General features: G+C 37.5%; 11 protein-coding genes. 1 reads left to right on the forward strand and 10 read right to left on the reverse strand.

Annotation, left to right across the window (positions count from 1 at the left end):
* Positions 1-27: 27 nt before the first annotated feature.
* Both AC4BC3_RS10255 and gnd read right to left on the reverse strand, forming a co-directional pair.
* A complete protein-coding gene (locus AC4BC3_RS10255; protein ID WP_206907302.1) occupies positions 28-1,026 on the reverse strand; it encodes a D-isomer specific 2-hydroxyacid dehydrogenase family protein in 999 nt (332 codons plus the stop codon).
* Between the two features lie 13 nt (positions 1,027-1,039).
* Positions 1,040-1,951, reverse strand: coding sequence for a phosphogluconate dehydrogenase (NAD(+)-dependent, decarboxylating) (gene gnd, locus AC4BC3_RS10260; RefSeq protein ID WP_490466435.1), 912 nt, complete (start codon positions 1,949-1,951; stop codon positions 1,040-1,042).
* Between the two features lie 135 nt (positions 1,952-2,086).
* On the opposite strand from gnd, the gene AC4BC3_RS10265 reads away from it, so the two are divergent.
* Positions 2,087-2,935: a MurR/RpiR family transcriptional regulator gene (locus AC4BC3_RS10265; protein ID WP_206907313.1), complete on the forward strand. Its 849-nt coding sequence runs from the start codon at positions 2,087-2,089 to the stop codon at positions 2,933-2,935.
* A 208-nt stretch (positions 2,936-3,143) separates the two neighbouring features.
* Here the strand turns inward: AC4BC3_RS10265 and AC4BC3_RS10270 are convergent, their stop codons facing one another.
* The 8 genes from AC4BC3_RS10270 to AC4BC3_RS10305 form a co-directional block, all read right to left on the reverse strand.
* Complete coding sequence (locus AC4BC3_RS10270; protein WP_206907315.1) at positions 3,144-3,371, reverse strand: hypothetical protein; 228 nt, start codon at positions 3,369-3,371, stop codon at positions 3,144-3,146.
* 221 nt (positions 3,372-3,592) lie between these two features.
* Positions 3,593-4,429, reverse strand: coding sequence for an MBL fold metallo-hydrolase (locus AC4BC3_RS10275; RefSeq protein WP_490466436.1), 837 nt, complete (start codon positions 4,427-4,429; stop codon positions 3,593-3,595).
* An 11-nt stretch (positions 4,430-4,440) separates the two neighbouring features.
* Complete coding sequence (locus AC4BC3_RS10280; protein ID WP_490466437.1) at positions 4,441-5,568, reverse strand: glycoside hydrolase family 88 protein; 1,128 nt, start codon at positions 5,566-5,568, stop codon at positions 4,441-4,443.
* A gap of 13 nt (positions 5,569-5,581) precedes the next feature.
* Complete coding sequence (locus AC4BC3_RS10285) at positions 5,582-7,537, reverse strand: alginate lyase family protein (protein WP_490466438.1); 1,956 nt, start codon at positions 7,535-7,537, stop codon at positions 5,582-5,584.
* Positions 7,538-7,548: 11 nt separating this feature from the next.
* On the reverse strand, positions 7,549-9,315 hold the full coding sequence (locus AC4BC3_RS10290; protein WP_490466439.1) for a glycoside hydrolase family 35 protein: 1,767 nt from the start codon (positions 9,313-9,315) through the stop codon (positions 7,549-7,551).
* Between the two features lie 22 nt (positions 9,316-9,337).
* Positions 9,338-10,162, reverse strand: coding sequence for a carbohydrate ABC transporter permease (locus tag AC4BC3_RS10295; protein ID WP_206907324.1), 825 nt, complete (start codon positions 10,160-10,162; stop codon positions 9,338-9,340).
* Positions 10,152-11,042 carry a carbohydrate ABC transporter permease gene (locus AC4BC3_RS10300; protein WP_206907327.1) on the reverse strand — a complete coding sequence of 297 codons (891 nt, stop codon included), beginning with the start codon at positions 11,040-11,042 and terminating at the stop codon, positions 10,152-10,154. The genes AC4BC3_RS10295 and AC4BC3_RS10300 overlap by 11 nt, the downstream gene beginning before the upstream one ends.
* Positions 11,043-11,117: 75 nt before the next feature.
* Positions 11,118-12,458: an ABC transporter substrate-binding protein gene (locus AC4BC3_RS10305; RefSeq protein ID WP_206907329.1), complete on the reverse strand. Its 1,341-nt coding sequence runs from the start codon at positions 12,456-12,458 to the stop codon at positions 11,118-11,120.
* Between the last annotated feature and the right edge of the window lie 206 nt (positions 12,459-12,664).

Genomic DNA, 12,664 nt, shown 5'->3' on the forward strand with positions numbered 1-12,664 from the left:
CCACAAATTGATTTTATCAACTGATTTTTATACTAAATAATAGCTCTGACTTTGGACCGATCGTTCAGGTAACCGACCAGCAACAATTCGCTCGACATCTTCAACACATTTTTTCCCCATCTCTTCTAAGCATTCCCTTGTATAAGCAGAGGTGTGTGGGGTCATTACAACATTTTCAAATGATAGATAAGGATGATCTTTTCTTCCTGGTTCTTCCTCCAAGACATCTGTAGCAAAACCAGCGATTTTTCCTGATCTTAGCCCTGCAACCAATGCTTCCTCATCGATCAAAGCACCTCTAGCACTATTTGATAGATAAACTTGATCCTTCATTTTTTTGATTTCAGCCGTTGAAATCATATGATAATTTTCTTCTGTGAGATTCGCACATAAACAGATAATATCGGCTGAAGCAAGTAATTCACTCAATTCGACTTTTTTTGCACCAAAGCTTTGTAAATACAAATCTGATTTATAAGGATCATATGCCAGAACTTCGCAACGAAAACCATTTCGTAAAATTTCGACCACACAGCTCCCTGTGTTTCCAACTCCGATTACGCCAACTGTTTTGTTGAAGAGTGCCCGACCAACAAATTGTGCACGATTTTCCCAGTGATCCTTTTTCACACTGGCATCTGCTTCAACTGTACATCTTAAAATAGCTAACAAGTTTGTGATATTGTTTTCGGCTACAGCATCGCGCTCAACCAATGCTGGAATGATCGAAACGATCGTTCCTTTTTCTTTTGCTGCTTCGAGGTCGATGTTGTTATATCCAATACCATGGCGAGAAATCAAACGTAATTCATCTTTGTACTCAAAAAATTCTTTCGTAAAAAATGGGGTAACACTAGCAATAATCACATTGTAGCCATGCAACACTTCTGCCAGTTCTTTCCCAGATATCTCACCATCTACAGTAAAATGTTTGACAGTTCCTAACGCTTCCAAGCGTCGTAAATGTTCAGGAAATATTTTGCCAAAGCTACTCGAATTCACAATTGCGATTTGATACTTAGACATTTCCTTACTCCTCTCATTCTTTTTTGATAACTTCATGACCTCCAAAACCATTTCGCAAAGCAGAAACAACTTTTGCGGAAAAACTATCTTCTTCCTGTGATAGATTTCTCATGAATAAACTCATGGCAATCACTGGAACGGGGACATCCATTGCTAGCGCTGTTTCTACTGTCCACTTTGCCTCACCAGAAGCAGCTACGATTCCGCGATAATCTGCCAATTTAGGACTTTGTCGAAATTGTTCTTCTGCGATTTCCATTAACCAGCCTCGAATAACGGAACCATGATTCCAAACACGAGCTACTTTTGCCAAATCGAAATCATAGTCACTTTGTTCGACTAATTGGAAGCCTTCACCAATTGCTTGCATCATGCCATATTCGATTCCATTATGGACCATTTTCAAAAAGTGACCACTTCCGGCTGGGCCCGCATATAAGTAACCGTTTTCAATTGCAAGGTCTTTAAATAATTGCTCGATCGATAAAAAAATTGCTTTGTTTCCGCCAATCATCAGACACGCATTATTTCTTGCACCAGAAATTCCACCTGATGTTCCACAATCGAAATAATAAATACCACGTTCTTCAAAAATAGCTGATCGCCGAACTGAATCTTGATAATTTGAGTTTCCACCTTCAATCACAATATCTTTTGGTGCTAACAGTGGTAACAATTGCTCTAACACTCGATCAGTTGGTTCTCCTGCGGGTAACATCAACCAAATGATTTTTTGTTCTAGCTTCTCTTCTTGATAAGAAGCTAGCAAGTCTTCGACTGTTTGAAACGTTTTGATCCCTTCATGTTTTGCAATATTCAATGTTTCTTCAGATAGGTCTGTCCCCTTTACGTCATAGCCGCGCTCTTTCAAATTGATTGCTAAGTTCATCCCCATCTTGCCTAATCCAACAAAACTCACTTCCATGATAGCGCCTCCATTTCTATATCTCCATTATACAAAAAAATATTTTTTTGTAAATACAAAAAATAAAAATTTTTTCGTTTGATTTTTTTTACAAAACATTATATCCTTTATTTAGAGAGTAAAGGGGGAACACATATGTCTGTATCCATTCGCTTACAAATAAGAACGATGTACAATGATTTCAGTCCAAAGGAGCAAGCCATTGCAGATTACGTGCTAGAAAATTCAAGTAAAGTAGCTCACAGTTCCATTAGTGATTTAGCGAATGAACTTGGAATCGCTGACTCCACTTTTTTTCAATTTACGAAAAAACTTGGTTACAATGGATTCAAAGATTTCAAAATGGCGATGCTCATTCAAGAAAATGATTTTTCTGCGATTGCGATCCATGAAAATATTGATCAAAATGATACAGAACTGACTATGGCACAAAAAGTGTTTGATTCAAATATCACTACTTTGAATGATACACAAATATTATTACGACAAGAAGATTTAAAAAAAGCGGTTGATTTGATCAACAATTCTGATCGGCTATTCTTCTTTGGTGTAGGTGGGTCTGAAATTGTTGCAACTGATGCTTATCACAAATTTTTGCGTTCGCCAATCTCAGTTTTTCACAGCACAGATTACCATATCCAATTAATGGAAGCTTCTCTTTTGACACCTACTGATTGTGCAATCTTGATTTCCCATACAGGTCAATCGAAAGAAACGATTCGTTTAGCAGAGACAGTCAAAGCTACTGGAGCCAAAGTAATCGTCGTCACGAGCCAAGCTCATTCCCCTTTGGCTAAACTTGGTGATGTGGTCTTTATTTCCATTGCAGAAGAGACAGAATTTCGTTCGGAAGCTTTAGCTTCGCGGATTTCTCAACTAAGTATCATGGACTCGCTTTACGTTATTTTGATGTTTTATAATCAAGAAGAAGCGCGTGACTCGATTTCCAAAGTTCGTCGAGTCATTGCTCGTAGCAAACAATAAAAAATTCCACCCACCATTAGTCGATTACCAATGGTGGGTGGAATTTTTGTTTAGATGCTGGAGGTAGAGTGTTTGTTGTTTCAATCAAAAAAGAAAAAATAAACCATTCCTACATCATAGAAAATAGCACTCATCCACAAAAAAACAGGCAACTAAGTTTCCCCTACCATTCTTCACTAGTTTGTCTGTTTTTTTGAATTATGTTTACTTAATCAATCACTTGCTTCACCTTAAACTCTTTTGTCTGCTCCGATTTTTCTTCTCGGCTCGCTAATTCAAACAAAATATGTTCTCCACTCGATTCGTCTTCCACAATGACCAATTTTCCCAATGGCTGGCGTTGATCTTTCACGATTTGTGCTTCACGAATCAATTCTTTTGGATCACGTTTTGCTGCTAACGCATTTCCTAAATTAAAAAAAACTGTTTCTTCCATCCTGATCCCTCCCATTTCCACCGATGTTTGGCTTGTTCTCAAAGCTTGAACTCTTTACGCGTTGGAGACTGTCTGCTGAAAATTCTATAGTGTTATTATACCATGCGTCAGAAAAACAATGTGCTTTGGACATACTCATCCATAAAAAAATAAATTGATTCTAAAAGTAGAAAAAATGGAGCAAAACATTCGCACGTTTTGCTCCACTCTTCTCTTCATCCTTAGATTTCAATCTTCATCCCGTCATAAGCTGTCAACATTTGATGTTCATCTGCTAATTCTTTCATTTCCTGATGTGTCAAACCGCCATTATGAGAGAAATGACTGAGAACATAGGTCGTCTTTTCATCACATAAACCTCGTTCGGATAACGTTTGAATCAGTCGTAAATTTTCGCCTAAATTCATGTGAATCCCACCAACATATGTCATGTTTTGTCCTGTACAATCCAAGGATATCGCATCTAGTTTCAATTGATTCCCTTCTAAATAATCCAAAACTTCATTGGTTGGAAAACCTGTATCATGTGTATAAAATAATCGCTTTCCTCCGCGTTCGATCACATAAATGAAGCAATCCCCATTTTTTTGACCATGTACAGCTGGTAATGTATGAACTTGGTACTCCCCAATTTGATACTTTTTAAATGACGCTAATTCTTGAAACTCAATACGTTCAGGTTCAATCATTTTTTCCAGTTCAAATGCGCGATCAAAGAAGCGATGAACAGTTGCATTTCCATAGACAGTTAGCTTTTTGTCCAAATCATTAGCATAAGAACTCATTCGAAAAGCTAAATCTTCTGCATATAAATGATCACTATGCCAATGTGTGATCAGTAAATGTTCGATCTCATTGAAATTCAGTTGATGTTCCCGTAAATGAAAATAGCTATCTCCAGGAAAATCAATCAATAGATCACCATCATCTATCAAGGTTTGCGTTTGAGTTCGTAAATCTTTTCCACCATGTTCTCGTGCATAGCGACAAATACGACAGTTACAAAAAATGCCAGGAACTCTTTCCGCGGCTGCCGTGCCTAAATAATGAATTTTCATGTTGTTTCCTCCTACCAATAAGTTGCCCAACTTCGATATAAACGTGTCAGTGCCTCAAAATAAAAATAATCTCCCCACGTAGTACATTCATTAATTCCTGTTCCACCTGGCTTAGAGTATACGCCTTGAACTAACAGACCATTTGATTCTGGAACATTTTTTGTCGTGTAATTCATCAGATTAACCATGATTTTTTGCGCAGCTTCTTCATATTCTTGACGTCGTGGATCCATTAATGGTAACTGTTTTGCCAACTCCAACAAGCCACAAACCGTAATTGCTGATGCAGATGTATCTCTTTCTTCCTCGCCATCCACAAAAAACAGATCCCAATAAGCAATTTTATCTTCCGGCAAATGAGCTAAGTAGTAATCTGCTAAATGACAAGCAGACTCTAGTAACGTTGCATCTCCTATATGAGTAAAACTGATTGGAAAACCATAGATTCCCCACGCTTGGCCTCTTGACCAACAGGAATCGTCTGCGTAACCTTGCGCTGTCGCACCAAAACGAGGGTTTCCTGTCTCAATATCCATATAATATGTGTGAAAAGTTGAATAATCTTCACGAATCAAATACTTCTGCGCCAATTTCACGTGATTTTTAGCTGCTTCTCGATAACGTGAGTCACCCGTTTCATCTGAAGCAAAATACAGTAAAGGCAAATTCATATTGCAGTCAATAATCATTCGACCTTGTTGTTCTTTATCAGATAGATCACCCCAAGCTTGGAAAATCTTCGCTGTTTCGTTATAACGTCGCATCAGAACATCTGCTGCTTGGAGTGCCATTTTTCGTGAAGAAGCTGTATTGTTTTCGCGATAGTCAGCAACTGCTGCTAAGGAATATAAAAAGCCAATATCATGATGGTTCAAAACGATTTCTTCGTCTAGTCGTTGCTGAAATACTTCTAGCTGTTTGGTAATCACTTGCTGGATTCGCTCGTCTGGGCGATAACCTTGAGCCAGATGCAGCATACCAATCCAAAAACCATCTGTCCAATCTGCATTTTCAACAGCCGGATAACGATAATTTTTAGAAACTGCTGCTGGTACTAAGGTTTCAAATGTTGACAGATTATCAATGATTTTTTGATAAACAAATTCAAGTTCTTGTGCGACTTTTTCTTTTGTTAGCATATTGCCCTCCAATTTAATACAAAACGATTTTTTCTTGGTCGGTAGCTACGACCACTCGACCATAATAGTATGCTCCTTCAACACAATACGCTCTTCGTCCATGGACAGGTTCTTGATGTTGGATCAAAATTAATTTTTGCGTGCGATCTTTCAACTGAATTTTGATTGCTTCCACTATTTCATCTGATTGTTGCTCTGCTTCTGAGTAAACGGGTAGTTTCTCAACTTTTGTAATCAGTCCCCGTGGGTTTAAAAGATAAGTGGTTGCAGCTGTTCCTTGGATATTTTTCTTTAAGACAGCACAAGTGATTTTTCGTAATTCATTGTAGGTTGGTGCGCTATTTTTTTCGTAGCATTTCCAACGTGTTTCTTTCGCCAAACATGAAATCTCATAGCCTAATTCTGGGAAAATCAGTGTCTTTTGTTTTTGCTGGACTACTGATGAATCAACATGAAAAAACGTTTCAATTTCATGGTTTCCACGACAAAGATAGTTGTCACTAACGAGGCTGAATCCTTCCGGAAAATGAATCACTTTACGATCAACGTACACTGGATCAGCTAATGTCAAGTAACCTAAATGACCACCTTCAAAAAACTGGACACCTGACTTTTCGCTGGCTTTTTGATTGATTGGCGTCGCAACTTTGATGCTGTCCCACGCATCTGTATGTTGATTAAAGTTTTTTTGATCCACCACGATGGTATTATGCGCTGTTGCTTCTTTGAAAGCCAGTCGATGTTTGCTTAATTCATAGCTGTATCGACCTGAATCAATCAAAATGTCTTTTCCTTGATAAACTAAGTCAATATGGAGTAAATCATCATGTCCATGTCCGCCGCCCAGAGGTCCGCACTTAAACAAATGATACGTCAGCGGACTTTTGGCAATCATGATGCCGGCTTGCTCAAAATGATGAAAAGCTTCTTCCAATAAAAAGTGATTCGTAATCGGAAATTGACCTCTTCCTAAAGACATTTTTGCAAAAAAGGTTAAGTCTGCTTGATTTTTTTTTATTTGTCCATCTGGATTAGTTAAAATAACTTCTGCATATTGCAATAATCCAGTCATATCTTCTTGGTCGCTATCGCCATACATCGGTTGCTGACCGTTTGGTTTCACAAACAAGCTGGCTGCTCTTGCCAATTGTTTCGCATAGTCAACAATTTTTTCTGGCACATCCGTTTCTGCCCTTTGCGCGAGTTGTAAAATTTCCAATAAACAAAGCAAAACTTCATTGTGATACATAAAAGATTGTTCTCGTTGCATGCCATCTGCTTCTACCTGTAAAGCTAATGAGTGCGTTAAATAAAAGAGACTTTCTACTCGCCATAAAGCTGCCTTCTCGAACGTGGGAAAAGCTAGACTTAAACTATACAACCCGGCAATTTCTAACACCTGCCAGTTGCTCTGGCCTCTTTCAATCGATAAATTTTCGTAGAGATACGTTCCTTGGCTCTCGAGAATTGCTTCCAACTCCTGCTTCAATTCGTCCGAGAAAAGTGGCAAGAAGCGATTCATTTCAATTAATTTCAACCAATTAACCACACGTAGCCCCACATCAATTGTTCGCCAGCTAGACTGTTTCGTTGTTTGATTTAGTGGGTTATGCTGAAGAAATGCATGTAAAAAACATTCAAGATATTCTTGATACTTTGGCTCTTCTGTTAACAAATAAGCCAATCCTACATCAACTAAAAAGCGATGGCGATGCAACATATAAAGCCATTCCATATCCCCATTTGGACTAGTTGACCACTCAATGTCTGCTATTTGCCAAAAAACAGGTTCGTGCGTTCTTTCCATATCCCACGCGTTATCAAAAAGATATTCTCCAGAAACAAATCGTTGACTTCTTACAAGTAGTTCTTCGCACCCATTTTCATCATTTTTCAGCAATTCTTCTCTAAATGCAATGAATTCTTCTTGACTTGTACAATTGAAAAAACCTTTAAAATTTTTCTGCATGTCACTGACTCCTATGCCATGATCGGTGTTTCAGAAAAATGGATCTCATGGATTGGCACACCCTCTGTTTCAAAAATGATGACTTCATTTATCCCTTTTTTCCAAAAGAAATCAGGAATAAATAAAGAGTGTACCGGTCCTTCTTGCCAATATCGTCCCATATTTTCCCCATTCACAAAGACAACACCTTTACCAAAAGTACTACAATCTAAAAATGCATTTCCGACTTCCTCTAGCAATAGCTCAATCTTATAAAAACTTGGTGTTTTTGCGATTGCCGCCTTGGTAAAATCAATTTTTGCTAACTGATCTGGCTGTAATTCTAATGGATAATGTTCCCAATCAGAGATGTAATGGATATCCTCCATCACCCCACTCCGAATACCTTTTCGTTGACTATCCGCAACGAGCTTAGGTCCATAATTATTTCGACCCATGTTTTCAACTAACAAACTCAATTCATTTTTTTCTTGGGTCAAGTCACATGAAAATTCTTGTCCTAATTCTGCCTGATACTGAGTTGCAATCAACTGTTGATTCATGAAAAATTGAACACGATCCAAGCCATCAACGACTTTCATTTTGGCAATGTGTCGTTTGTTCAATAATTGGCTACGATACAGGATATATCCAAAATTTTGACCAATTTTTTCCATAGGCAAAGTATAGTCATTGATTATGGGCTCACTGATTTCTTCCAAAACAGAAAACAAACTGACACTTTCCTTCACTGCATAAGAACCTAAGCAAGTTGTTTTTGGATAGACAGGTTTTGAAGTTTTAGCTGTTGGCACTTCTTCTTGAATCACTTTTTGAATAGCAAAATATTTTTCCGTTGGCATACCCCATTCTGTTAACGGCGCATCATAATCATAAGAGGTGATTTGTGGCTCATTCGTTGCTCCTGCATCTGAACAACCATTATAAAATCCAAAGTTCGTGCCACCTTGAAACATATAGAAATTAATACTCCCTTTTTTTAACACTTGGCGTACTTCTTCTGCTGTTTCTTGTGGATTGCGACGAATAATTGGTTTTCCCCAAGAGTTGAACCACCCATCCCAAAACTCCATGCACATGTAAGGTTCATTCAACCCATTTTTTTCTTGGTAATTCTGTAACCACTTGAAGTTTTCATTTGCACCAGATCCAAAATTTGCTGTCGCTAAAATTCCTTCTTGTGGTAAAGTTCCAGCTTCTAAAACCTCTTCCCAACCACCATCTGAGGTTACTAAAGGAACATCCAAGTAGTGTTGCAGTTCTTCTGCTAAAAATTTCAAATACGTTTTATCTTCGCCATAAGAACCATATTCATTTTCTACCTGAATGAGTAACAAACTTCCCCCGTGTGTCACTTGATATGGCGCTAATTTTGGCAATAACACTTGATAATATTCCTTCACTGCCTGCAAATAACCTGGATGTTGACTACGAATGCGCATGCTTGGATCTGCCAATAACCAAGCTGGCAACCCACCAAAATCCCACTCTGCACAAATATACGGACTTGGTCGGACAATGATATACAACCCTAATTCTTCCGCTATATCTAAGAACTTCGTTACATCTGCAATTCCAGTAAAATCAAACGTTCCTTTTTTCGGTTCATGTAAATTCCAAGGAATGTACGTTTCCACACAGTTACAGCCCATCGCCTGCAAGTTTTGTAACGTTTGACGCCAATGTGTCGGGGCAATTCTAAAATAATGAACGGCACCAGAGATCAGCTTGATTGGCTGCCCATCCACATAAAACTCTTCTTTGATTTCGAAATTCATCCTGCAGTTCCTCCTAGAATTCTTATTTGATTGCAGAGTCTAGACCATTTGATTTGAATTTTGATTGCAAAAACATATAAAGCAAGACAATCGGAATAACTGAGGTCGCTAAAACGGCCATCAGTGCACCATAATTCAAAGGATCGTAGTTGTTTTGTGTCATGTTTTGAATAATCAATGGGACAGTGAATTTTTTTGAGTCGGATAAAACGATCAACGGAATCAAATAAGAGTTCCAATAACCCATAAACGTCAATAACGCTGTCGTGATAATACTTGGAGTCAACACTGGAACAGCAATTTTCCAAAAAATCGTCCATTCACTAGCACCGTCGATCCGGGAAGCTTCCATCAATTCATTGGGAAACTGCTGTGCATATTGACGCATCATAAACACGGAAGTTGTCGAAGCAACGCTCGGAATGATTACCCCGGCAAATGTGTTTGTTAAACCAAATTTACTTAAAATATAGAAAGTTGGAATCAATGTCGCAAAACTTGGAATCATTCGAGAAATCATCACTAAATTAAAAATAAGATTGCTACCTTTGAAACGATATTTTGCCATGACATACCCAGCTAACGTGGTAACAATCGTAGAAAGTGCTGTCCCTACCAATGTGATGACAGCTGAATTGAACAACACTCGAATGTAATTATATTTTTCTTGTATCTCACCAAGGTTTTTCAAAAAGTGTGGCCCAATTGTAAAATTGATTTTTTCCCCTAATATCACATCGTTCGATTGAGTTGAAGCAATGAGCATATAAACATAAGGTAAAGCAAAGATTACTAAACCAATCAGTAAAACGAAATAAATAAGTAATGGGTTCAATTTACGCTTCATTGTTTTTTCCTCCTACAATAAACTGAATAATGGATAGGATTGCTGCAATGATCACCATCGTCCAAGCAATCGCAGAAGCTTTCCCGAAATCAACCATTTCAAAACTTGTTTTATACAAATTCACACCAACTGTTACTGCAGAAGATTCTGGTCCAAATCCATTTTTGAATAAAATGTTTGGTACTTCAAAGGCACCTAATCCATTGATTGTCGAAAGAATCATTCCCATCAACACAACTGGTTTCAACAAAGGGATCGTGATTTTAAAGAATTTTTGAAAACTATTGGCTCCATCGATATCTGCGCTCTCATAAATTTCTGACGAGATATTTTGCAATCCGGCTAAAAACAAAACTGTGTAATACCCAACATTCAACCAGATCGAGATAATGATAATCGATACTCGTGCCCAAAATGGATCCGTTAGCCAAGGAATCGGTTCCATTCCAAAGGTTGTTAACACCGTATTGAATAAACCTGTTGGATTATAAAAAGTTAAGAACACTGATGACACTGCAACGATCGATGTGATTGCCGGTAAATAGTACACTGTCCGAAAAAAACCTTTTCCTTTAATCGTTGGCTTATTTAACAAAACAGCAAAAATCAAAGCAAAGAAAATCGTGATCGGAATTGAAAAAATCATAAAAATAAACACATTGAAATACGATTTAAAAAACAATGGATCTTTAAAAATAGCTGTAAAATTATCTAAACCGATAAAATCAATCGATGTCGATACTTTTGAAAAACTAAATCCCAATGACATCACTGCCGGAATCAATAAAGTAATGATGAAAAATGCTAAAAATGGCAACAACATGATATAAGCTGTTCGGGAATAATTAGTAATGGCTTTTTTCTTTTTTGGAAATTCCATATCCAGATGCTCCTTTTCTGTTCTAAAAATAGGTTAGGACAGTATGGCAGCCCTCACTATCCTAACCCGTTTGATTTACTCGTTTATTTCTACGTTATACTTCGAAGAAAAATCTTCTGCTTGTTTCTTCAATGCTTTATCAACAGACATACCCTTATTCTTGATGTCATAGCTTGCGGCCTCAATATAATTGTCTAAATCTGCCGAGTAAGGGAACGCATAACCCTTGATACTATTTTGACTGATTTCATCTAGTGTCAATAAAATCTTTTGGTTTCCGTAGTAAGGAAACTCTTTTTGAGCAACTTCGCTTTGATAAGCAGTCACATTTGCAGGCAAACCACTTAGTTCCATGTACGCATCCAACGCATCTTTATCCGTTAGTGCAAAGGTGATGAATTGTAACGCTGCTAACGCATTATCTGATTTTTTAGGTACATAATAACTAGATCCACCACTCATTGGTGAAAAGTTTTTTGATTCGTCTACCGCAGGAATCGCACTGATTCGCCAGTTTCCTGCATCATCTGGATAATCCGTTGCTTGATAAGAAGCTAACCAGCCACCAGCAAAGATTACGCCACATTCTTGTCCAATCACTGTATAATCTTTTGAATTACCATAGGCTACTAAATCTTCATCTTGAAGTTTTTGAATGATGTCGTATGATTTTTTAACCGCGTCATCCAATAAATTTAATTTTCCATTTTTATCAAATAAAGACACACCTTGTTGTTCCGTCAAATATTTAACAAGATCCAATTCTCCTGTATCACGCATAAATAATAGCTTTTTACCTGTTTTTTCTTTTAATTTCTTCCCTGCATCAATCAATTCATCCCAATTTTTAATGGTTGTTACATCGATCCCAGCTTCTTTAAAAGCGGTTTCATTATAGAACATGCATGCATTTCCCCAGTCATTAGGAAAACCAAATACTTTTTTCGATGGTGCAATATTCCCCAACATGTTCATCTTTGCATCATAAAAATCTTTGCCGTACTCTTTTACAAAGCCAAAGTCTTCAGACGAGTAAAATAAATCTTCAAACTTATCAAAAACTGAACCAGCATTACTATCTTGCAAGAAAATCAAATCTGGCATTTTTTCATTTGCAACTAATTTTGGTGTTACCTTTTGAACCATCGGAATAGCGGGAGCTACATCCACCGGATTCAATTCTAATTCTGTATCATATTTCTGATTATAAAGCTCAATGGATTTTTGTAAGTAATCGGTATTCTTCCCTTTGGGAACATACACCTCAATACTTGCTTTTTTCACGCGTTCTTCTTTTGCCAAATCCTTAGCAGAATCTGCTCCTGCTTCTGCTTTTGAATCACCACCACCACAGGCTGCCAAACTAACTACTGCCAATAATCCTAAAGCACCGCTCAACAATTTTTTGTACTTCATAAAGTACCTCCTAAATTTTTGTAAACGCTTTATTCATTCGTAGAATACACGAAAGCTAGGCAAAGGTCAATAAGTTTAGTGAACTTTTTTATTTTATTCACTAAACTTATTTCACCTAATTTTTATACGGTTTTTTCACAAAAAAAGAGAGAGATGACAAAAACTTGTCATCCCCTCTTTTTCAAATAGACAGCGAAACAATCATC

It is taken from the genome of Enterococcus sp. AAFC-DPL-6103 (assembly GCF_058216595.1).

What these genes read in the sequence shown, in the direction of transcription:
- AC4BC3_RS10255 (WP_206907302.1), bottom strand. Translation starts at nt 1,026, where the DNA reads ATGTCTAAGTATCAAATCGCAATTGTGAATTCGAGTAGCTTTGGCAAA.
- gnd (WP_490466435.1), bottom strand. Translation starts at nt 1,951, where the DNA reads ATGGAAGTGAGTTTTGTTGGATTAGGCAAGATGGGGATGAACTTAGCA.
- AC4BC3_RS10265 (WP_206907313.1), top strand. Translation starts at nt 2,087, where the DNA reads ATGTCTGTATCCATTCGCTTACAAATAAGAACGATGTACAATGATTTC.
- AC4BC3_RS10270 (WP_206907315.1), bottom strand. Translation starts at nt 3,371, where the DNA reads ATGGAAGAAACAGTTTTTTTTAATTTAGGAAATGCGTTAGCAGCAAAA.
- AC4BC3_RS10275 (WP_490466436.1), bottom strand. Translation starts at nt 4,429, where the DNA reads ATGAAAATTCATTATTTAGGCACGGCAGCCGCGGAAAGAGTTCCTGGC.
- AC4BC3_RS10280 (WP_490466437.1), bottom strand. Translation starts at nt 5,568, where the DNA reads ATGCTAACAAAAGAAAAAGTCGCACAAGAACTTGAATTTGTTTATCAA.
- AC4BC3_RS10285 (WP_490466438.1), bottom strand. Translation starts at nt 7,537, where the DNA reads ATGCAGAAAAATTTTAAAGGTTTTTTCAATTGTACAAGTCAAGAAGAA.
- AC4BC3_RS10290 (WP_490466439.1), bottom strand. Translation starts at nt 9,315, where the DNA reads ATGAATTTCGAAATCAAAGAAGAGTTTTATGTGGATGGGCAGCCAATC.
- AC4BC3_RS10295 (WP_206907324.1), bottom strand. Translation starts at nt 10,162, where the DNA reads ATGAAGCGTAAATTGAACCCATTACTTATTTATTTCGTTTTACTGATT.
- AC4BC3_RS10300 (WP_206907327.1), bottom strand. Translation starts at nt 11,042, where the DNA reads ATGGAATTTCCAAAAAAGAAAAAAGCCATTACTAATTATTCCCGAACA.
- AC4BC3_RS10305 (WP_206907329.1), bottom strand. Translation starts at nt 12,458, where the DNA reads ATGAAGTACAAAAAATTGTTGAGCGGTGCTTTAGGATTATTGGCAGTA.